The organism is Burkholderia sp. 9775_39 (genome assembly GCF_015712225.1).
In the GTDB taxonomy this organism is placed as follows: domain Bacteria; phylum Pseudomonadota; class Gammaproteobacteria; order Burkholderiales; family Burkholderiaceae; genus Burkholderia; species Burkholderia cenocepacia.
The window spans coordinates 295841-316635 of sequence record NZ_JACCQC010000005.1; the positions used below are offsets into that span (position 1 = coordinate 295841).

Sequence of the window (20795 nt, forward strand, 5' to 3'; positions counted from 1 at the left end):
CGCGGGCGGACGCTCGATGGTCCGGTCAGATCACGCAGCGGGCCGCGCGGTTGCGCAGCGCGCGAATCGCGCTGTACGCGGTCAGCGCGGACGTCTTCGGGTTGTCGGGCAGCGGCTTGCCGCTCATTTCCAGCGACATCTCGCCGAACGCGCCGCGTGCGGTGATGCGATGCACGTTGCGCGCCACCGCCGGATCGGCGATCAGGCGCACGTGCGTCGCGTCGAGACCGAGGCCCGCGAGCGCGACCGTCGCCGCGACGTTCGCGTTCTTCGGATACAGCCGCGCGGCGTCGCGTGCAGTGCCTTCGAAGATCACCTTTTCCCCGGTCATCGCGCGCAGGTCGCACAATTCCTCGGCCGGCGTGCCGAGCCAGCCGAGCGGCGGCTTGCGGCCGACGTACAGCACTTCGTCGAGGCCGCCCTGCTTCGCGGACGCCAGCGCGTCGATGCCGCCGATCGCACCCGACAACAGCGTCACCGTCGTGCCGCCTTCGTCGGCGGCCTGCGACAGCACGTCGAGCAGCGCGAGATCGGACAGCGCGCCGATCGATGCGACCGCGCAGTCGGTGCCGGCCTTCAGCAGCGGCACGACGTGATCGACGAGCGCGCTGTGGCCCGCGCATTCGAGCGCGAACTCGGGGCGGCGGGCCAGCGCGTCGACCGACGACACGACCTCCACCGCGTCGCCGAGCTCGCCCTGCACAGCCGCGCGCTGGTGTGCCGGCACGATCACGTGTGCGACGCGCAGCGACGCATCGTGCTCGACCGCGTGGTACACGGCCGCGCCGATCGCGCCGAAACCGATCATCGCGACGTCGACGGGCGCGTGCGCGCGCTTCTGGCCGTTATGCATACTGGCGCTCCGTCGGCGCTTCCTTCTTCACCGGCGGCCCCGCGAAGTTCGACGCGAACGAACCGACCGACAGCATGTCGACCTCGACCATCACCGGCCCTTCCTTCGCCATCCCTTCGCGCACGATCGCTTCGGCCTGGTCGAGCGACGTGATCCGGTAGTGCGTGAGGCCGAAGCTCGCGCAGAACTGCGCGAAATCGGGCTGGTGCAGCTGCACGAAGCAACGGCGGCCGCCGTAGTGCGCGTCCTGGATGTTGCGGATCACGCCGTAGCACTGGTCGTTCATCAGCACGATCATCACGTTCGCGTTTTCCTGCACGGCCGTCACGAGCTCGCCGACGTTGACCATCAGGCCGCCGTCGCCGACGAGGCAGACCGTCTTCGCCGCCGTGCCCGCGAGCGCCGCGCCGATGCCCATCTGGATACCCTGGCCGATGCCGCCGCCGAGCGCATGCACGCCCGAGCGCGGCTCGAAGATCTTCAGCAGGCGGTTGCCCCACGTGCTGTTCGAGATCGTCACGTCGCGCACCCAGTTGTAGTCGCGGCCCACCACGCCCTGCAGCGTGTCGACGAGCTTCTTGTACGGCCCGAGGCCCTTCGACACGTCGGCCACCGCTTCCTCGCGGGCCGCCGCGAGATCGGCCGCGAACCGCGGATCGACCGACAGGCGGCCTTCGAGGCGATCGGCCAGTTCGGCCAGCACGCGCTTCGAATCGCCGTGCACGAACAGCGCGTTGCGATAGCCGCGGTTGTCGGCGAGCGCATCGGCATCGACGCGGAACAGCGGCTGCGGCAGCGCGAGCTTGTACTTCAGCGTTTCGTTGCCGCGCAGGCGCGAGCCGACCACGACGAGCGCGTCGCAGGTCTTGTAGAACGCCTCGACGGACGCATGCACGTTGAACGCGCCGAGCGTCGCCGGATGATCTTCCGGCAGCACGCCGCGGCCCTGCACGCTCGTCACGACGCCGAAGCCGAGCTTCACGAGGCGTTCGACTTCCTCGCGTGCATGGCGTGCCCCGCCGCCGAGCCACAGCAGCGGGCGGCGCTTGGCCGCGAGCGCGTCGGCGAGCTTCGCGACGCGGGCGGTGTCGTGCTCGCGCACCGCGACGTGGGCGGGCGCGAGGTCTTCCGGCCATTCGATTTCGGCCGCCTGGATGTCGATCGGAATCTCGACCGACACGGGGCCCGTCGGCGCGGTCTGCGCGATGCGCACGGCTTCGCGGATCGTCGGCAGCACGGTTTCGACGGTGCGCACGCGGAACGCGGCCTTCGAGATCGAGTCGAGCATCGACAACTGGTCGGGCGCTTCGTGGATGTACGCGAGATCCTGGTCGAGATACGGTGTCTCGATCTGCCCGGTCACGTGCAGCAGCGCGGTGCCGGCCGTCAGCGCCTCGACCATCGCGCCGGCCGCGTTGCCGGCCGCCGTGCCCGTGCTCGTGAATGCGACGCCGAGGCCGCCCGACACGCGGGCCAGCCCGTCGGCCATGTTCAGCGCACCCGCTTCGCCGCGCGCACCGACATACCGGATGTTGCCGCGCGAATTGATCGCGTCGAGGATCGGCATGTTGTGGATCGAGATGACACCGAATGCGGTTTTCACGCCGCACTGCTCGAGAAAGGCGGCAATCAGCTCGCCAACCGTGGTTTTTTTAGACATGGCGTGCAAAGCCTCCAGAAACGTCGATATGGCTGCCCGTCGTGTAGGACGACAGATGCGTTGCGAGATAAAAAAGTGCCCAGGCCGCCTCGTCAGGCTTGCCGAAGCGGTTCAGCGGAATGTTCTTCTTGCGGGCGAGCGCGCCCGTCCAGTCCTCCCAGCTTTCGCCGGGCTGCGCCTGCGTGTCGTAGCGGCGGCGCCACTGCCCCGACTCGACGATGCCGATCAGGATCGAGTTCACGCGGATGCGCTGCGGCGCCAGTTCGGTCGCGAGCGACTTCACGAGACTCAGCACGCCGGCACGCGCCGACGACGTCGCGACCATGTGCGGCTCCGGCTGCAGCGCGAGCAGCGAGTTCACGCAGGTGATCGTCGGCGCAGCCGCATCGCGCAGCAGCGGCAGGAATGCGCGCGTCGGGCGGATGATGCTGAAGTACTTCAGTTCGAGTTCTTCGCGCCAAGCGTCGTCGGTCGTGTCGGCAAAGGTCGAGACGCGGCCCTGGCCGGCGTTGTTGACCAGCATGTCGGCGCGGCCGAAACGCGCGGATACCGCTTGCGCGAACGCGGTCACGTCGGCTTCGTCGAGCACGTTGCAGCGCGTGGCCAGCAGTCGTGCATCCGCATACTTGCCGCGCAGCATCGCCTCGGCGCGTGCAAGGCGTTCGTCGTCGCGGCCGCAGATCGCGACCGACGCGCCTGCCTGCAGAAACCGTTCGGCTGTCGCGAGTCCGATGCCGGACGAACCGCCCGTCACCACCGCCACTTGCCCGCTCAGATCGATCTGGATCATCGGAGTCCTAAAGCTTTGAGAAACGTGTGCTCGTCATCCGAGCGGTAATTCAGCCGCCGCGACAGTTCCGCCGCCGCGCGCTGCACCTTGTCGATCAGCCCGTCCGCGATCAGCGCCGCGTCGATCTCCGGACGCGGCACCGTCACCGTGATGCAAGCGACGATCTTCTGCGTCTCGTTGCGCACCGGCGCCGTGACGACCGAGATCCCGCGCTCGAACGACGAATTGCTGACGCCGTAGCCGCGCAGCGCATCCTCGCGGATCACTTCGTACAGCGCGTCGACCGTTTCCGGCGTCGCGCTCGTCATCCGGTTCAGCACGCCTTCCGGATACAGCGCATGCAGTTCCTTCAGCGACAGGTCGCCCATCAGCACGTGGCCGTGTGTCGTTGCATGCGCGGGCAGCCGGGTGCCGACGTTCACGCGGATCGAACTGAACACCGGCGACTGGCTCTGCGCCTTCGCGACGAACACCACGTCGCGGCCGTCGCGGATCACGATGTGCGTCGTGAAGCCGGTCGCATCGCGCAGGCTTTCGATCACCGGCAGGCCGAGATCGGTCAGCTCCAGCGAGCTCAGGTATTCGAAGCCGAGCCGCAGCACCGCGATGCCGAGCTTGTAGTTGCGATCCTTGTCCGCGCGTTCGAGAAAGCCGAGCGATTCGAGCGTCTGCAGCAGACGGAACACCGTCGTGCGCGGAATGCCGAGCCGCTTCGACAGTTCGGGCGCGCCGAGCACGGGCTCGCGCGGCGAGAATTCGGCGAGAATCCGCAACCCGCGTTCGAGGCCCGGCACCACGTAGCTGGCTTCGGCCTTCGCGTTTTCGGATTCGTTTTGTTGCAGCGGTTCGCTCATTTATGCCTCCCGCGAACCAAGGTGAGCGTGGGGGGACTTCATGCCAGCCCCCACTGCGTATCGCACTGCCGGCAGAACGAGTCGATCAGCGCGGAATACGCGGCCGGCGCTTCCACATAGCCGGCGTGCCCTGCCTGCGGAATCACCTGCAGCCCGACGTGCGCGGCCGCGGCGATCCGCTCGCACGCGGCGGGCGGCGTGATCGCGTCGTTCGCGCCGACGGCCACGGCCGTGCGGCCCCGGAAGCCGGCGAGATCGGCCGCGAGATCGGCGTTCGCGAGCAGATGCGTGGCCTGCGCATAGCCGGCCGGCACGATGCGCGCCATGTTCCAGCGCACCCACGCCCGTGCCTCCTCGTTCGCGAAACCGGACAGCATGTTGCCGCTGCGCTGCTCGGCGAGCCCGGCCGGGCCGAGTTCCGCGAGCATCGCGAGCCGCGCGTCGCGGCGCGCTTCGCGGGTCTCGGCCGGTGCGCTGCCGTAGCCGCCCGCGGGCGATACCAGCAGCAGGCCGGCGATCCGCGCGGGCGTCACGCGGGCGAGACCGCCCGCGATGATCGCGCCGAGCGAATGGCCGATCAGGACGCAGCGTTCGATGCCGAGTGCCTCGAGCCACGCGTTCAGCGCTGCCGCGTAATCGGCGGCGGCCGGCGACGCGCCGTGCACGGGCGTCGACACGCCGTAACCGGGCGCATCCCACGCGAGCACGCGCCGCGACGCGCCCAGCGTGTCGAGCTGGCGGACCCACGACGCGGCGCCCGAGCCGATCCCGTGCAGCAGCACGACGGGCAGCGCGCGGCCCGCATGCTGCGCGCCGGCCTCGCGATAACCGATCGTGCCCGCCGCGCCGGCCGCGCAACGCTGCTCGGGAAACTGCCCGAGCAGCGCGGCGAACGCCGCGGTGCGGTCGCGTTCAGGTTTGTCGATGACACTCATTGCTTCACCCGCTCCGTCTCAACGCTTGATCTTCGCGAGCGGCGAATCGGGCGGATACGTCGGCGTGATCGGCTTCGACGAACCGAGCATCACGCACATCAGCGCATCTTCCTCGCCGATGTTGATTTCCGTGCGATACACGCCGGGCGGCACCGAGATCAGGTCGCGCTCGCCGAGGATCGCTTCCCACGTCTCGCCGTCGCGCTCGCAGATCACCTTCATCTTGCCGCGCAGCACGAAGAAGATTTCCTCGACGTCGATATGGATGTGGCTCGGCCCGATGTTGCCGGCCGGGATGACCATCGTCGAGAACGTGAAGTTGCCGGCCGGCACCGTGTTGACGTCTTTCGCGACGCCCGTGCCGCCCGTACCGACATAGCGCATCTGCGCACGGCGGTACTTCGGGTCGTAATCGGCCTGGAACTTCAGCGCGTCCCAGTCGTAGCGCCGCGTCGCATAGCGCGCGACGCGCCCTTCCATCCAGTCGTTGAAGCTTGCGCCTTCCGGCTGGTCCCACGACTTGCGTTCGAGATCGGCGTCCGCCATCGTCCTCTCCTTCATTCCGAGTGAAAACTGCAATTCAGTTCATTACGAAGCCGCCGTTGACCGGCAGCAATTGGCCCGTCACGAAGCGCGCGCCGTCCGACAGCAGGAACAGCACCGGGCCCGTCACGTCGTCGGGCACCTGCGCGCGTGTCAGCGCACGGCCCTGCAGGTAGAACGCATGGCGTTCCGCCGGCACGTACGCGGTCGCCTCGACTTCGGTCAGCCCCGGCGCGATCGCGTTGACCGTCACGCCGTGCGCGCCGAACTCACGCGCCTGCGCATGCGTCATCGCGATCACCGCGCCCTTGCTCGCGACGTACGCGAGCAGCTTCGGCGCGCCCCACAGCGCGGTGTCCGACGCAAGATTCACGATTGCGCCGCGACCCGACCGCGCGAGGTGCGGCAGCGCCGCGTTGCTGACGAGCCATACGCCGCGCACGTTCACGTTCATCACGGCGTCCCACGTCGACACGTCGAGCTCCGTCGACAGCTTGCCGCCCGAGTTCGTGATCGCCGCGTTGTTGATCAGCGCGTCGAGGCCGCCGAGCGCCGCCGCGCCCTGCGCGACGAATGCGTCGATGCTGGCCGGATCGGCGAGGTCGAGTGCGAAGAAATGCGCGGTGTGGCCGGCTTGCGCGAGCTGCGCGGCCAGCGCGCGGCCCTCTTGCGCGAGCACGTCGCCGAACGCGACCTGCGCGCCCGCTTCGACCAGCGCCTTCACGAAGGCGGCGCCGAGACCGCGCGCGCCGCCCGTGACGAGCACGCGGCGACCGGGCAGCGCGACGATCGGAGCGAGCTCAGCCATTCGCGGGCTCCGCGGCGGCATGCGCCGCACGATGCGCGTCGAGCGCGGACAGGTGTTCCTGCGCACGCTGGCGCAGCATCCGGCGCACACGCGTGATGCCGACGTCGTGCTGGTACAGGTATTCGTGATCGCGCGCATGCGGCGCGAGGCTTTCGAGGACGTAGCGATCCTGCTCGAGCACGTCCCAGTGCAGACCCTCGAGGCGGTTGCGGTACATGAAGCGCCACACGTCGCGCTGCCAGCCGCTGACCTTGCGGGTACGCCAGAAATAGACCTGGCAGTGGTCGCCGTCGACCGGCGTCGCGAAGCCGATGATCCCGAAGTTGCCGCCGGGGCCGAACTTCTGCTTGTACGGAATCGCGAGACGCATCCACAGGCAGCCCGTTTCGCCGAGCTCGACCCAGTCGAAGTTCACGTCGCGCTGGCCGATCTTCTCGAACATCAGCCCCGTTTCGGTCTTGCGCACGCGCATGTCGGCCTGCTTGTCGCCTTCGGCCATCGAGTGCGACGTGGCGTGCAGATACGCGCCGTGCATCGGGTCCATCACGTTGTCGATCGCGTACTGGTAATTGCACTTCCAGTTCGATACGCACAGGAAGTGGCCATACTCTTCGGCGACCAGTTCTTCCGGCAGGTTCAGCGGCGCCGGCTCGCCGTGCGCTTCGTCGCCGAACCACAGGAAGATCGCGCCGGCCTTCTCTTCGACCGGATACGACTTCACGCACTTCGTGCCTTCGAGCGGACAGTTCGACACCGCCGGCACGCGATTGACCGTGCCGCCGCCGTCGACTTCGATGCCGTGATACCAGCACGCGATGTTGCCGCCGAGGTTCCAGCCGAGCGACAGGCGCGCGCCGCGGTGCGGGCAACGGTCTTCCAGTGCGTGGACCTTGCCGTCGTGATCGCGCCACAGCACGATCTGCTCGGACAGGCGCGTGAGGCCGACCGGTGCATTCGACACCTGCCAGCTCGGTGCGACGGGATACCAGTAGTTCTTGATGCCGCGGTCGAGATAGTCACGGACCGGGTCGTGTTGGGCTTCGTGTTGGTCGGGGGACGTCATCAGTGTGCTCCGGATTCGGTTGTCGTCGGGTCGGTGGTCACGCGGCGCGCGCGCTCATTCCGCCAGCGCGGCCATTTCGGCGCGAAAGCGCGCCGCGGTCCACGCGGTGCCGTCCGGCGCGCGGAAGCCGATGCGGTTCAGGCCCGCGACGACATCGTCCAGCTCGGTCGCGCCGCTCTCGAACACGCGTTCGAGCGCATCGCCGAGGTCGTTCTCGTACTGCGTGGGTGCGGCCTTGCGGTTCTGCCAGACCAGGTTCTCGACCTGGCCGGGGATTTCGATCTGCCCCTTGCCCGCGATGTTGTTCGGCTGCGGCGCCACCCACGGCTTCAGGAAGGGATTGAAGTTGACGGTCGCTTCTTTCATGTCATTCCACCTTGATCTGGATTTCCTCGCCGGCGAGGCGCACCGCGTACTGCTTCAGCGCGCGCCCGCCCGGACCCTTCAGGCATTCGCCCGTCTTGATGTCGAACACGGCCTCGTGCAGCGGGCATTCGACCGTGCCTTCGTCGACGAACCCCTGCGTCAGCAGCGCGTACGCATGCGGGCACACGTTCTCGAGCGCATACACGTCGTCGCCGACGCGGTAGATCCCGATTTCCACGCCGTCGGTCCGCTTGAACTCGATCGGCGTGTCTTCCGACAGCGCGCCGGCGTGACCGGCGCAAATCCATTGTTCAGACATCTCACACCCTTCCTTCTGATCGACTCTCGGTTTGTTCCGATTTGTTCCATATCCGGAACAGCAGTTTATGGATGGTGATTATAGGAGCGACTTTCCACGAGTAAAACAAAAAGCTGCATGTCTTAGGGAAAACACCGACCGTCAGGTCGACGCACCCTTTCGCCTACCTAATCGAATGTAATTTTTTGTTATTCGACGGGGATTTATCGGCTTTTTCGAGACATCGCGCCGGGTTGCCGGGCGTCGGCACCGCGCCCATCCGTCCCGAAAAATTTATTTTTGATCCGGCGCTCAGCGCCCCTATACTCCATTCCATCAGAGGCACATTGTTCCTTATATGGAACATACAAATGCCCATGCGGCGATGAACATGCGCGACGGCCGGCCGTCCCCGCGCAGGCCGTCACGACACGTATTCATCAGGTTGGAGAGTCAGGAGACAAAATGGTCAAGCATGCGGTAGCAGCGGCAGTCATCGGAATGGGCGCCGCGTCGGGCGCGTGGGCGCAGAGCAGCGTGGTGCTGTACGGCAGCATGGATGCGGGGGTCGCGTACGTGAACAACGTCGGCGGCCACGCGAAGTGGGCGATGATCCAGGGCAATACGCAGCCCGACCGGTGGGGCCTGAAGGGTAAGGAAGATCTCGGCGGCGGGCTGTCCGCGATCTTCCAGCTGGAAAACGGCTTCTATACGAACAACGGCCAGTTCGCGACCGCGAACACGATCTGGAACCGCGCGGCGTCCGTCGGCCTGAGTTCGGAGCGCTACGGCACGCTGACGCTCGGACGCCAGACGCCGCTGACGTTCGACTATCTCGATCCGCTCAGCACGGCGTACCTCGCGATGAGCTGGTTTGCGTTCCACCCGGGCAACATCGACGGGCTCGCCGCGACCGGCAACGTGCCGTACAACAATTCGGTCAAGTACCGTTCACCGACCTTCGCGGGCTTCTCGGCCGCGGCGACGCTCGCGCTCGGCAACACGACGAACTTCTCGACCGGCAAATCGGTCGGCGTCGCGCTGAACTACGTGAACGGGCCGTTCAAGGCGTCGGCCGTCTACTCGAACGAGCACGACCGCGCGATCCTGATCAGCCAGACGGGCATCACATCGTTCCAGGGGCAGAACACCGCGAACGGTTACCTTGCGAACAAGGTCGAGAACATCGGCGCGGGCGCGTCGTACCAGATCGGCGACTTCCTCGTGCACGGCCTCTACACGCGCGTGAAGATGCAGTCGAACGGGTTTTCCGACACGTTCCAGAGCTACGACGCGGGTGTGAACTACCGCAGCAGCGCGTTCAACACGATTGCGGGCGGCGCAGCGACCACGACGCTGGCCGGCCGCCGCTGGACGCAGGTCGAACTCGGCGACATCTACGCGTTGTCGAAGCGCACGCAGCTGTATGCGAACGTGCTTTATGAACACGGTTCGGGCGGTGCGAAGGCCGCGTTCTTCACGGCCGGCGTGTCGAGCACCGCGAACCAGGTGATCGTGCTGACCGGCATCCATCACTCGTTCTGAGCTGGTTTGCGCACCGCACGTGCGGTGCCGGAAAACGACGAGAGCGGCCCGCGGGCCGCTCTCGTCGTATGCGATGCCGCGCACCGCGGCCGGATCGATGCACGAGCGTCAGAACATCGCGACCTTGTGGCGCGCATGCGCGAACGTCGGGTCGCTTTCGAGCGGACGATAGTTCAGCCGTTGCGACAGGTCGACCGCCGCACCGCACACGGCTTCGACGAGCCGCTCCTTCTCGCCGGCCTCGCCGATCTCCGAGCGCGGCACCGTCGCGGTGATCGCCGCGACGATCGAGCCCGAATGATCGCGCACCGGCGCGGTCACGGCCGAAATGCCGCTCTCGAACGCTGCCTCGCTGACCGCATAGCCGAGCCGCGCGTAATGACGCACGCGTTCGTACAGCTCGTCGACGGTGCCCGGCGTGCGCTCGGTGAATTGTTCAAGCTTCTTTTCCGGATAGAGCTGCCGCAGCGCGTCGCGCGTCAGGTCGCCCATCAGCACGTGGCCGTGCACGGTCGCATGAGCGGGCAGGCGCGTGCCGACGTGCACCTTCACCGAACCGAACATCGACGCATTGCTCTGCGCCTTCGCGACGAACACCACGTCACGCTGGTCGCGGATCAGCAGGTGCGTCGACAGGCCGGTCGAATCGCGCAACCGCTCGAGCACGGGCGTGCCGAGATCGGTCAGTTCGAGCGAATTCAGGTATTCGAAGCCGAGCCGCAGCACGCCGACGCCGAGCCGGAAATAGCGGTCGCCATTCACGCGTTCGAGGAAACCGAGCGCTTCGAGCGTCTGCAGCAGGCGGAACGTGGTCGTGCGCGGAATGCCGATGCGCTTCGACAGTTCGGGCGCGCCGAGCACCGGCTCGCGCGCGGAGAATTCGGCGAGGATCCGCAGCCCGCGTTCGAGCCCCGGCACCAGATAGGACGAAGCGCCGCCCGACGACTCGTCGTCGCCAGGCACCGCCGGATCGGGTGCATCGCTCATCGTTGTCTTGACCATGTGGACATGGACGGAAGGAAGTCGGTCACGAAACGGGTCATCGATCGTCGTGGATATTCGGTCATGCTACCTCAGTGCGCGCCTGGGCTCGCACCGGCGCGCGGCGCCGCGCTGCAGCATGCGCGGCCACGCCGCCATGACGCGTCATTCAAGGTCGAGAGGATAGCAGCGTTGGACGGCGCGACGCCATGCGGAAATCGCCGAACGGCGGGAAGGCGGCCGCGCGGCGCGCCCGGGCCACGGTGGCCGGAGCGGGAGACGGGATGCCGCCCCGCCTACAGGCGCGACAGATGGACGCGAATGGTCGTGCGATCGTACGTAAAGCCGCCGGCCGGATCCGGCTGCAGCGCCCGTGCAAGGTCGACCGGATTCATCCATCCGGCGCCCAGCAGCCCGCCGTTGATCGCGCGAATCCGGGTGCCGCCGACCGCAATCGCCGCATGAAAGACATTGCCGCCGCGCGCGAAGCCGACCGCGGTGCCCGCCGGAATGCTCGCGCGCCCGTCCCACTGATCGCCGGTTTCGAAGTTGAACCGCGTCCTCCACAATTGACCGGCCGTATCGAGCAGCGCATCGGGCGCGATCAGCGCGTCGGCACGCAGCAGATAGCGGACATAGGCCGCGGCGTCGTAGCAGACGCCGCGGGATACGTATTCGTCGATGTTCGCCATCCCGAACATCAGCGCCTGCGCGTGTTTTTGCCGTTCGGCGATGCCGGATTGGGCGACATGCCCGCCTAACTGGGTCAGCTGCACGGATAGCTCCTTTCAGGGAAGCGGGACGTCGTCGTCCCGTCGATGCGATAACTTCATATCTTATTACGATATGACTCGGCATTTTCCAGACGCGCTCGCACCATGCGTGGTTCGCATTGACTCGGATGCCGCGAGTCCGCGTGCGGGCTTGCGCCACGCATGTCGCATCGTCGGCGCGATGCCCGAGCATCGAACGGCACGGATCATTTGGCGCGACGGACGCCGGCAGACGATCGCCTCGCGCAGCGAAAAACGAAAACGGAAAACGGTCGGGAAAGCACCGTCCGGAAACGGACGGCACAGAGGAAGACGATCCCCGCGCGGGATCGCCGCGACGGCGTCAGGCCGTCACGGCGTCGTCATATTCGGCGCGGGCAAGCTGGCCGGCGGCGTATGCCTCGGCTTCGCCGCGAAAGCCTTCGCGGCTGAACGCCACGACTTTCACGCCGACGCCGGTCGCCCGCTTCACCGTCAGCGCCCATTGCCATCCGCCGTCTTGCTCGAAGACGTGCAGCGAGGGTTCGAAGGAAGGGTCGAGTACGGTCACGCGTTTTGCTCCTGCCCCGTTGCGCGCTGCATCGGCAGCGCACGGAGGCATGTCGAAAGGGGCGCGCCGGTCTGCCGACGCGTTTCTGCCATTCCACAGTCTAGTCAATAATTGTTGCGACGCACCATCAGAGGTTTCACTCACCTATCGGAACCGGGCGGTCGATCGAATCCATCTGTAAGCCTTGCGGGACGGGCCTGAGCGCCACGTCGGGCCGCCCCGCCTTGCGTTCGTGCGGCAACGTGCCGCACGCGCGGCCAATTGCTTGCATCGGCCTTTCGTGGATCACCGAAACGGGGCGCGATCTATTCGGCCGCCATCGACACGCGCCGGAACGTCAGGTTGATGCGTTCGCCCTGCACGCCCGGCGCCTTCGGCACGCGGTGCTGCCATTCGGCCTGTGTGCGTCCGCGCATCACGAGCAGGCTGCCATGCACGAGGCGGTACGCGTGCGTGGCGCCAGTCGCGCGATGGCGAAGATCGAACATCCGCATCGCGCCGAGGCTCACGGACGCGATCACCGGCGCGTCGCCGAGTTCGGGTTCGTTGTCCGCGTGCCAGCCGAGGCTGTCCAGCCCGTTGCGATAGCGATTGAGCAGCACGCTGTTGAAACGCACGCCGCACGTCGCCTCGACTGCATGCTTGAGCACAAGCACGCCCGGCGTCCATGGCTGCGGCACGTTGCGGATGCCCGAATAGACGTACACGGCATCCGGTTCGCCCTGCCACGCGGTGAGCCGCGGCAACGGAATGCGTCCGCGCGGCGTGCGGATCGTGTCCTGCCGCCACGCGACCTCGTCGATCAGCGTGGCCAGCGCGCGGTCGGCTTCGGGCGGCGCAAGCCAATCCGGGTACCAGTCCACGTCTGGCGCGGGCGTATCAGCGAAAAGATCGGGCGTCGACATGTCGGCAGGAACGGGCGAGGAACGAACGAGGCATGTCTGCATACTAGCCAACGGCGCCGCGCGCCGCCATGCGCCGTCATTCGACGTGGAAAGAAAAGAACGCGGCCGCGCCCCGCGGTGCACGCGTCTCGCCTCGCGGCCCTCCGCTAGCCGCGCGTCAGCCGGATCAGCGTGATCTCGGACGGCACGCCGAAGCGGTTCGGCGGCCCCCAGTAGCCCGTGCCGCGGCTCGTATACAGCCACATGTCGCCGAAGCGGTTCAGCCCGCCGATCACCGGCTGCTGCAACCGTACGAACGGCGGCCACGGCAGGAACTGGCCGCCATGCGTGTGCCCCGACAACTGCACGGTAAAGCCCGCGCGGTTCGCCGCCTCCGCGCTGCGCGGCTGGTGCGCGAGCAGGATCTTCGTGCCGACGTCGCGCGGCGCACCCGCCAGCGCCTGCGCGGGGTCGCTGCGATGCGCGGGATCGAAGCCCCCCGCCGTGAAGTCGGTCACGCCCGCCAGCACCGCGCGCGCGCCGCCGCGCTCGATCAGCACGTGTTCGTTCAGCAGCACCGTCAGCCCGATACGGCGAAATTCGTCGATCCACGCATGCGCGCCTGCGTAGTACTCGTGGTTGCCCGTCACGAGGAAGGTGCCGTGCCGCGAGCGCATCTGGCCGAGCGGCGCCGTGTGTTCGCGCAGGCGCTTGACGGAGCCGTCCACCACATCGCCCGTCACGGCCACCAGGTCGGCGTCGAGCGCATTGACCGCGCGCACGATCCGTTCGATATAAGGCCGCTTGATCGTCGGCCCGACGTGAATGTCGGACAGTTGCACGATCGTCAGCCCGTCCAGCGCGGCCGGCAGCCCGGCAATCGGAATCGACACGCGCTTGACCGCCGCCGTGCGGCGCGCGCCGACGAACCCGATCGCGGTCACGAGCACCGCGGCCGCCAGCACGCCGAGCGCCGTGTCGGGCGCGGCGCCGCTCCATGCGCCGTCATGTCCGAGATGGCGCCACGCGAGCACGCCGAGCAGCACGATGTCGCGCACGAACGTCAGCACCAGCAGCGACGAGAAGAAGCCCATCGCGAGCGCGCCGGCCCAGCCGACCAGCGTCGCGGCCCAGCCTTCGTCGAAGCGGCGCGAGAACATGCCGACCGGGATCAACACGACGAAACTCGCCAGCACGAGCGCCGCGATCGTCCGTGCGAGCGGCGACGCGAACGCATCGGGAATGATGCGCATCCCGACATACAGATGGAACAGCACGCCGATTGCAATGAACCGGACAAAGAAACTTCGCATGAAACGTTCACCTTCGTTGCACGACCGCTTCCACGACCTGCGTCGCACGGGCCGCGATGCCCGGTGCGGCGCGTCGCGCCCTACGCACGATGGTACACAGATCCCGGTCGCGACGACGGGTCGCGCCTCACGGTGCCGCGCCGTGCGGCTTCGCGCGATAATCGGCCATCCTCCCGCTGCCAGATCCATGCGCTTCGATCTCGTCGACCTCAAACTTTTCACGCACATCGCGGAAGCGAACAGCCTGACGCGCGGCGCCGAACGCGCGCACCTGTCGGTGCCGGCCGCCAGCACGCGCATCAAGCACCTCGAGGAACAGGTCGGCGTGAAGCTGCTGAGCCGCACGAGCCAGGGCGTCACGCTGACCGCGCCGGGCGAGACGCTGCTCGCGCATGCGCGCCGCGTGCTGCGCCAGCTCGAGCAGTTGACCGGCGACCTGCAGGAATATGCATCGGGCGTGAAAGGCCACGTGCGCGTGTTCGCGAACACCACGGCGATGAGCGAGTTCCTGCCGGGCGTGCTGCGCCACTATCTCGTCGACCATCCGGACGTGACGATCGACATGCAGGAGCGGCTGAGTCCCGACATCGTGCGCGCGGTGCAGGAAGGCATGATCGACATCGGCATCGTCGCCGGCGACGTGCGCACCGACGGGCTGCAGGCGATGCCGTACCGGCGCGACCGCCTCGTGCTCGCGACCGCGCTCGGGCATCCGCTCGCCGGCCTGGCATCGACGCCGTTCGTCGCGACGCTCGACCACGACTTCATCGGCCTGCCCGAAGCGAGCGCGATCCACGCGTTCCTGAAACGCGCGGCCGCCGACGTGCAGCGCACGCTGCGCTGGCGCATCCAGGTCAGCAACTTCGAGACCGCGTGCCGGATGATCGAGGCGAACGTCGGCGTCGGCGTGCTGCCCGAAGGCACCGCGCGCCGTCATGCGAAGACGATGGCGCTGCGTCTCGTCGCGCTCGAAGACGACTGGGCCGAGCGCCAGTTGCAGATCTGCGTCGCCGATCTCGATGCGCTGCCGCGCTTCGCGCGCGATCTCGTCGACCTGCTCGTCGAGGACGCGCGCGGTCAGCCCGACTGAGCGGATTCGCATGCGTTCGACGGGCAATCGGCGTGTTACGCGCCGATTCCGCTGCGTCGGCATCGCAAATTCCGCTGCGTGATGTCGTCTGACGATCCTTTACAGTCCGTTAGCAACCCTACGCGAGCTTGGGCTGGCAAAATCGCGGCGTTCCGGCCGTCGCTGCCGACACGCGCGGCCGGACCGTCCGGCATGACCGACGGCGCGGCCACCGCCGGCCTCGGCCCATGCCGCAAACGCGTGCCGGATCGCTGGCGGTCCGCATCGCGCTGATTTATGATCGGCTCCGTATCCTGGAATCGTCGTCGCGGCCCGGCCGGTCGCGACGATCCGCATTGCGCCGCGCCCGGCATCCACCCCCAACGTCGAGCTCGTCACCCCATGAGAAAAACAACGCCGCGCGCGCCCCTGCGCATCGCCGCCGTCCTGGCGCCCGCCCTGCCGCTCGCGGGCTGCGCATCGCGCGGCGCACCGTCCTACGTGCTGTTCGGCGCGTACTTCCCGCTGTGGCTCGTCAGCGCGATCGTCGGCATCGTCGGCGCGATCGTCGCGCACCGCGTGTTCGTCGCGACCGGGTGGGCCGCGACGGTGCCTTACCAGCTCGCCGTCTGCACCGCGATCGGGCTCGTGGTCGCCGTGGTCGTCTGGCTCACCGGCACGGGGCCGTTCGCATGAAGGCCGCCGGCATCGCCCGCCCCTCCGTCAAAGGCCGCATGATCGCGCTCGCGATCGTCGCGCTCGGCATCGCGGCGCTCGCGTACGCGTACCACCGCACGACGGCCTACCCGTCCACCGACGACGCGTCGATCGACGCCGACGTCGTGCACGTCGCGTCGCCGGTCGGCGGCCGCATCGTGCAGCTCGCCGTGCATGAAAACCAGCGCGTCGCGAAAGGCGACCTGCTGTACGTGATCGATCCCGTGCCGTACCGGCTGACCGTCGCGCAGGCGCAGGCCGATCTCGAACTCGCGCGCGCGTCGCTCGACACGCGCCGCCGTTCGCTGATCGGCGAGCGCTCGAATGCGTCCGTCGCCGCCGAGCAGGTCAAGCGCGCGACGCAGAACCACGATCTCGCGACGCGCGACGTGAACCGGCTCGCGCCGCTCGCCGCGCAGGGCTACGTCAGCGCACAGCAGTTCGATCAGGCGAAGGTGCGCCAGCGCGACGCGGCCGTGTCGCTCGCGCAGGCGCAGGAGCAGCAGCGCGCGTCCGCGCAGACGATCGGCGACGACGCCGACGCGATCGCGACGCTGCATGCGCGCGAAGCCGCGCTGGCCCGCGCGCAGCATGCGCTCGACGATACGGTCGTGCGCGCGCCGCACGACGGGCTCGTGACGGGCCTGAGCGTGCTTCCCGGCGAAACCCTCGCGCCGAACCAGTCGATCTTCACGCTGATCGACGCGAGCGAATGGTTCGCGGTCGGCAATTTCCGCGAGACGTCGCTGAACCGCATCGCGGTCGGCGACTGCGCGACCGTCTATTCGATGATCGACCGCGGCCGCCCGATGACCGGCAAGGTCGTCGGCATCGGCGCCGGCATCGCGGACAGCGACCGCATCAACCTGCCGCGCTCGCTGCCGATCGTGCAGCGCTCGGTGAACTGGGTGCACGTCGCGCAGCGCTTCCCGGTGCGCGTGAAGCTCGACGAACCCGACGGCAAGCTCGTGCGTGTCGGCGCGAGCGCGATCGTCGAGGTCCGGCATGGCTCGGCCTGCCGCTGACGTCCGCTCGCCGGGCCCGCGCGAAGTCCTGCGGTTGCTCGCGCCGTTTCCGGGACGCGCGGCCATGGCCGTGCGCGTCGCGCTGATCTGCGCGCTCGTCGTGCTCGTGACGAGCGGGTACGGCACGCCCGAAGCCGCGATTTCCGCGTACGTCGTGTTCTTCCTGAACCGCGCCGATCGCGTGACGAGCGCCGTGCTCGCGGTCGCGATGCTGTTGCTCGTCACGATCGTGATCGCGCTCGTGATCGGCGTCGCGATCTTCAGCATCGAGTATTCGGTGCTGCGCGTCGCGTGCATGGCCGTGCTGTCGGTCGGGCTGCTCTACCTGACGTCCGCCAGCAAGCTGCGCCCCGTCGGCGCGATCCTCGCGATGATCGTCGGTTTCGGGCTCGACCAGCTGGGCCTCGCGCCGGTCGGCGAAGCCGCGACGCGCGCGCTGCTCTATGCCTGGCTGATGGTCGCGATCCCGGTCGGCGTCGCGATCGTCGTCAACCTGCTGATCGCGCCGTCGCCGCGCAAGCTCGCGCACGCGCAGCTCGCGAAGCGGCTGCGGCTCGCCGCGCGGCGGCTGCGCGGCGACGACGACGCGCGCGCCGGGTTCGATACCAGCCTGCGCGAAGGCGACAAGCCATTGCTCACGTGGCTCAAGCTGTCGAAGCTCGAAGGCTCGTCGTCGGGCGCGGATGTCGTCGCGTTGCGGCAGGCCGTCGCGTCGAGCACCGCACTGCTCGTGGCGGTGGCGCTCGCGGATCGCGAACCGCAGGCGCGACTGCCCGACGCATTCGTCACGCCGATCGCGACGACGCTCGACGAGATGGCCGCGATCCTCGAACGGGGCGGCTATCCGGTCGACGTGACGCTCGCGCTGCCAGCCGCCGATGCGCTGCCGCCGCTCGCACGCGTCGTCGCGACGGACCTGCACGCCGCGATCACGCGGTTCGCGGAACCGCCCGCGATCGACACGGCGGCCGCGCCGGCCGATACCGCCGACGCGCGCGCCGCCGGCCAACCGGCCGCACCCGCGGCACCTCCCGCGCCGCGCGGCGGCTTCTTCCTGCCGGACGCGCGCACCAATCCCGACCATATCCGCTATGCGCTGAAGACGACGGTCGCGGCGATGTTCTGCTACCTGCTGTACTCGCAACTCGACTGGTCGGGCATCCATACCTGCTTCATCACCTGCTACATGGTGTCGCTCGGCTCGACGGCCGAAACGGTCGAGAAGCTCACGCTGCGCATCGCCGGCTGCATCGTCGGCGCGCTGATCGGCACCGCCGCGCTCGTGTTCGTCGTCCCGTCGCTGTCGTCGATCGGCGAACTGATGGCGCTCGTCTTCGTCGGCGCGTGGCTGTCCGCGTGGGTCGCGTTCGGATCGCCGCGCATCGCGTACGCGGGCTTCCAGGTCGCGTTCGCGTTCTTCCTGTGCGTGATCCAGGGCGCGGGCCCCGGCTTCGACCTGACGCTCGCGCGCGATCGCACGATCGGCATCCTGCTCGGCAACGTGGTCGTGTATCTCGTGTTCACGCGCATCTGGCCGGTCAGCATCGGCAAGCAGATCGACACGGCGCTCGCGGCGCTGCTCGACCAGTGGCGGTGCGTGACGCAGATCGCGCAGCCGGCCGAACGGCGCGCGCTGGCCGCCGACGCGTTCGCCCGTCACGGCGCGATCTCGCAGGAGCTCGGCCTGATCCACTACGAACCGTCGTGGGTGCGGCCGGCCGCGACGTGGCTGGCCACGCGGCGACGCGCGCTCGCGGAACTCGGCGCGCTCGAAGGCCCGCTGTTCCTGCTCGCCGAACGCAAGCCGGGCGACGCGGCGATCGGCGCGCAACTCTCGCGCGTCACTGCCCCGGGCGACGACGAAACGACGCCCCGCACGCCTGCCCCGGCGCCACCGTCGAGCGCCGCCGCCCCCGCCGACCCCGCGCGCGACGCGCTGCTGAACCTGATCGACACGCGGCTCGCGCGGATCGCCGACGCCGCCCGTCAAGCCACACCGAAGGAGCCTGCCCCTCATGCGCGTACCTGAACCACCGGCCGCCTCGATCGCCGCCGCCGCGCTCGCGACCGCCGTCGCGCTGGCCGGCTGCGCGACGTCGTCGATCGATCTGGCGCCGGCGGCGCCCGACCGCCCGTGGCAGCCGCAAACGTCGGCCGCGGGCGACATCGTGGCGGCGCCACCGCGCGCATCCACGCAAGGTGCGCACGACTACACGCTGCCTGCGTCGCCGGCGCTCGCGTCGGTGTCGGCGCCGGCCGCGCTCGATGCCGCGCACGCGTACACGCTGCCCGAGCTGATCGATCTCGCCGAATCGGCGAACCCGCTGACCCGCATCGCCTGGAACGACGCGCGCAACGCGGCGCTCGCGGTCGGCCTCGCCAAGTCCGCCTATCTGCCGCGCCTGTCCGCGACGGCAATGGGCGCGTACCAGGCGAACCACGGCTCGACGTCGACGATCCTCGGCGATTCGTCGAGCAACACCACCGTGCACGGCACGATTTCGGCGCTGTCGCTGCAATGGCTGCTGTTCGATTTCGGCGGCCGCGCGGCGCGCGTCGAAGCGGCCGAACAGGCGTCGATCGCGTCGAACGTCGCGTTCACGGCCGTGCACCAGCAGGTGATCCACGACGTGACCGTCTCGTACTACCGCTACGAAGCCGCCCGCTCGCGCGCGCTGAGCGCGCAACAGGGCCTCGCGAACGCGGACGCGATCCTCGCGGCGTCCCGCGCGCGGCTCAAGCACGGCGTCGGCACGGTCGTCGAGCTCGCGCAGGCGACGCAGAACCGCGCGCAGGCGAACCTCGCGCTCGTGCAGGCGAACGGCGCCGAGAGCGACGGCTACCTCGCGCTCGTCTCCGCGCTCGGCATCTCGCCGCTGTCGAAGCCGACGATCGCCGCGCTGCCGAAGCGGCCGCTGCCGCCCGCGCTCGGCTCGTCGGTCGACGCGATCGTGTCGGACGCGATCGCACGCCGGCCCGACCTGCAGGGCGCGTTCGCGGTCGAAAAGGCCAATCGCGCGAAGATCAAGGCCGCGGAAGCCGCGTTCATGCCGAAGATCTTCCTGTCCGCGTCGACGTCGTATGCGAGCGGCGGCACGGCCATCTCCGCGCTGCCCGCGATCGGCGACCAGGCGCCGACCGTCAACCTGAACGGCAGCCGCTACGGCGGCGGCGTGTTCCTCGGCGTGACGATTCCGCTGTACGACGGCGGCCTGCGCTCGGCCGTGCTGATGCAGGCGCGCAACGACGCGCAAAGCGCGTCCGCGCGCCTCACGCGGACCAAGGAGGAAGCGGTGCGCCAGGTCGTCGCCGCGCAGAACGCGGTGCAGACGAGCCTGGCGTCGCACGACGCCGCGAAGGCGCTCGTCGATGCCGCGCAAACCAGCTACGACGCGGCGCTGACCGCGTACCGGAACGGCGTCGGCTCGGTCACCGACGCGACGATCGCGCAAAGCCAGTTGCTCGCCGCGCGCAACGCGGAAGTCGACAGCTATGCCGGCGCATTGTCGGCCGCCGCCGCGCTCGCGCTCGCGACGGGCACGATCGGCGCGGCGCAGTAGCGCCGCCGCCAGGCGGTTGACGCAGGCGCGCGCCGCCCACTAGAATGCCGCCCATTCTTCCTTCAGGAACCATCGTGGACAGTTGCAGCACTCCGTTGCGTGCGCCGCTTGCCGCCTGAACGCCTGTCCGCCGCAGTTCTCCTGCCACGGCTCGCGTTCCGCGAGCCGCACGCTCATCCCGTTTCACACTGAATGACGCATTCGCGCG

At 68.6% G+C, this 20795-nt stretch carries 21 protein-coding genes; 6 read left to right on the plus strand and 15 right to left on the minus strand.

Features of this window, described 5'->3' with window-relative positions:
• Positions 1-25: 25 nt before the first annotated feature.
• The 10 genes from H0X90_RS09660 to H0X90_RS09705 are packed head-to-tail and all read right to left on the minus strand — an operon-like array spanning position 26 to position 8191.
• A complete protein-coding gene (locus H0X90_RS09660) occupies positions 26-853 on the minus strand; it encodes an aspartate dehydrogenase (protein WP_034202181.1) in 828 nt (275 codons plus the stop codon).
• A complete protein-coding gene (locus tag H0X90_RS09665) occupies positions 846-2513 on the minus strand; it encodes a thiamine pyrophosphate-binding protein (RefSeq protein ID WP_006487228.1) in 1668 nt (555 codons plus the stop codon). The genes H0X90_RS09660 and H0X90_RS09665 overlap by 8 nt, the downstream gene beginning before the upstream one ends.
• A complete protein-coding gene (locus tag H0X90_RS09670) occupies positions 2506-3303 on the minus strand; it encodes an SDR family oxidoreductase (protein WP_006496929.1) in 798 nt (265 codons plus the stop codon). Before H0X90_RS09670 ends, H0X90_RS09665 begins: the two co-directional genes overlap by 8 nt.
• Positions 3300-4157: an IclR family transcriptional regulator gene (locus H0X90_RS09675; protein ID WP_006496928.1), complete on the minus strand. Its 858-nt coding sequence runs from the start codon at positions 4155-4157 to the stop codon at positions 3300-3302. Before H0X90_RS09675 ends, H0X90_RS09670 begins: the two co-directional genes overlap by 4 nt.
• Positions 4158-4195: 38 nt before the next feature.
• On the minus strand, positions 4196-5092 hold the full coding sequence (locus H0X90_RS09680) for an alpha/beta fold hydrolase (protein ID WP_077189349.1): 897 nt from the start codon (positions 5090-5092) through the stop codon (positions 4196-4198).
• Positions 5093-5110: 18 nt separating this feature from the next.
• A complete protein-coding gene (locus H0X90_RS09685; protein ID WP_006489904.1) occupies positions 5111-5638 on the minus strand; it encodes a cupin domain-containing protein in 528 nt (175 codons plus the stop codon).
• Between the two features lie 34 nt (positions 5639-5672).
• Positions 5673-6443: an SDR family oxidoreductase gene (locus H0X90_RS09690; protein ID WP_006489881.1), complete on the minus strand. Its 771-nt coding sequence runs from the start codon at positions 6441-6443 to the stop codon at positions 5673-5675.
• The gene (locus H0X90_RS09695) at positions 6436-7506 is read right to left on the minus strand and encodes an aromatic ring-hydroxylating dioxygenase subunit alpha (RefSeq protein WP_006489909.1); all 1071 of its coding nucleotides are present in this window, start codon (positions 7504-7506) and stop codon (positions 6436-6438) included. Before H0X90_RS09695 ends, H0X90_RS09690 begins: the two co-directional genes overlap by 8 nt.
• Before the next feature lie 54 nt (positions 7507-7560).
• Positions 7561-7872: a recombinase-like helix-turn-helix domain-containing protein gene (locus H0X90_RS09700; protein ID WP_077189348.1), complete on the minus strand. Its 312-nt coding sequence runs from the start codon at positions 7870-7872 to the stop codon at positions 7561-7563.
• A 1-nt stretch (position 7873) separates the two neighbouring features.
• The gene (locus H0X90_RS09705; RefSeq protein WP_006489883.1) at positions 7874-8191 is read right to left on the minus strand and encodes a non-heme iron oxygenase ferredoxin subunit; all 318 of its coding nucleotides are present in this window, start codon (positions 8189-8191) and stop codon (positions 7874-7876) included.
• Between the two features lie 444 nt (positions 8192-8635).
• Between H0X90_RS09705 and H0X90_RS09710 the strand changes: the two genes are divergently transcribed.
• On the plus strand, positions 8636-9715 hold the full coding sequence (locus H0X90_RS09710; RefSeq protein WP_077189347.1) for a porin: 1080 nt from the start codon (positions 8636-8638) through the stop codon (positions 9713-9715).
• A 108-nt stretch (positions 9716-9823) separates the two neighbouring features.
• Here H0X90_RS09710 and H0X90_RS09715 read toward each other — a convergent pair whose 3' ends face one another.
• From H0X90_RS09715 to H0X90_RS09735, 5 genes are all read right to left on the minus strand, one after another.
• A complete protein-coding gene (locus tag H0X90_RS09715) occupies positions 9824-10717 on the minus strand; it encodes an IclR family transcriptional regulator (protein ID WP_006489889.1) in 894 nt (297 codons plus the stop codon).
• Positions 10718-10992: 275 nt separating this feature from the next.
• Complete coding sequence (gene tecA / locus H0X90_RS09720; RefSeq protein ID WP_006496925.1) at positions 10993-11472, minus strand: type 6 secretion system effector deamidase TecA; 480 nt, start codon at positions 11470-11472, stop codon at positions 10993-10995.
• Between the two features lie 340 nt (positions 11473-11812).
• The gene (locus tag H0X90_RS09725; RefSeq protein WP_006489891.1) at positions 11813-12019 is read right to left on the minus strand and encodes a hypothetical protein; all 207 of its coding nucleotides are present in this window, start codon (positions 12017-12019) and stop codon (positions 11813-11815) included.
• Between the two features lie 305 nt (positions 12020-12324).
• The gene (locus H0X90_RS09730; protein WP_077189346.1) at positions 12325-12924 is read right to left on the minus strand and encodes an alpha-ketoglutarate-dependent dioxygenase AlkB; all 600 of its coding nucleotides are present in this window, start codon (positions 12922-12924) and stop codon (positions 12325-12327) included.
• A 146-nt stretch (positions 12925-13070) separates the two neighbouring features.
• The gene (locus tag H0X90_RS09735) at positions 13071-14216 is read right to left on the minus strand and encodes a metallophosphoesterase (RefSeq protein ID WP_006489901.1); all 1146 of its coding nucleotides are present in this window, start codon (positions 14214-14216) and stop codon (positions 13071-13073) included.
• A 187-nt stretch (positions 14217-14403) separates the two neighbouring features.
• Here H0X90_RS09735 and H0X90_RS09740 point away from each other — a divergent pair, with 187 nt between their 5' ends.
• From H0X90_RS09740 to H0X90_RS09760, 5 genes are all read left to right on the plus strand, one after another.
• Complete coding sequence (locus H0X90_RS09740; RefSeq protein ID WP_006489897.1) at positions 14404-15306, plus strand: LysR substrate-binding domain-containing protein; 903 nt, start codon at positions 14404-14406, stop codon at positions 15304-15306.
• 381 nt (positions 15307-15687) lie between these two features.
• Positions 15688-15981, plus strand: coding sequence for a hypothetical protein (locus H0X90_RS09745; protein ID WP_077189344.1), 294 nt, complete (start codon positions 15688-15690; stop codon positions 15979-15981).
• Positions 15978-17027, plus strand: coding sequence for a multidrug transporter subunit MdtN (gene mdtN / locus H0X90_RS09750; protein ID WP_077189343.1), 1050 nt, complete (start codon positions 15978-15980; stop codon positions 17025-17027). The genes H0X90_RS09745 and mdtN overlap by 4 nt, the downstream gene beginning before the upstream one ends.
• Complete coding sequence (locus tag H0X90_RS09755; protein ID WP_077189342.1) at positions 17008-19056, plus strand: FUSC family protein; 2049 nt, start codon at positions 17008-17010, stop codon at positions 19054-19056. The genes mdtN and H0X90_RS09755 overlap by 20 nt, the downstream gene beginning before the upstream one ends.
• A complete protein-coding gene (locus H0X90_RS09760; protein WP_006496920.1) occupies positions 19043-20587 on the plus strand; it encodes a TolC family protein in 1545 nt (514 codons plus the stop codon). The genes H0X90_RS09755 and H0X90_RS09760 overlap by 14 nt, the downstream gene beginning before the upstream one ends.
• Positions 20588-20795 lie beyond the last annotated feature (208 nt).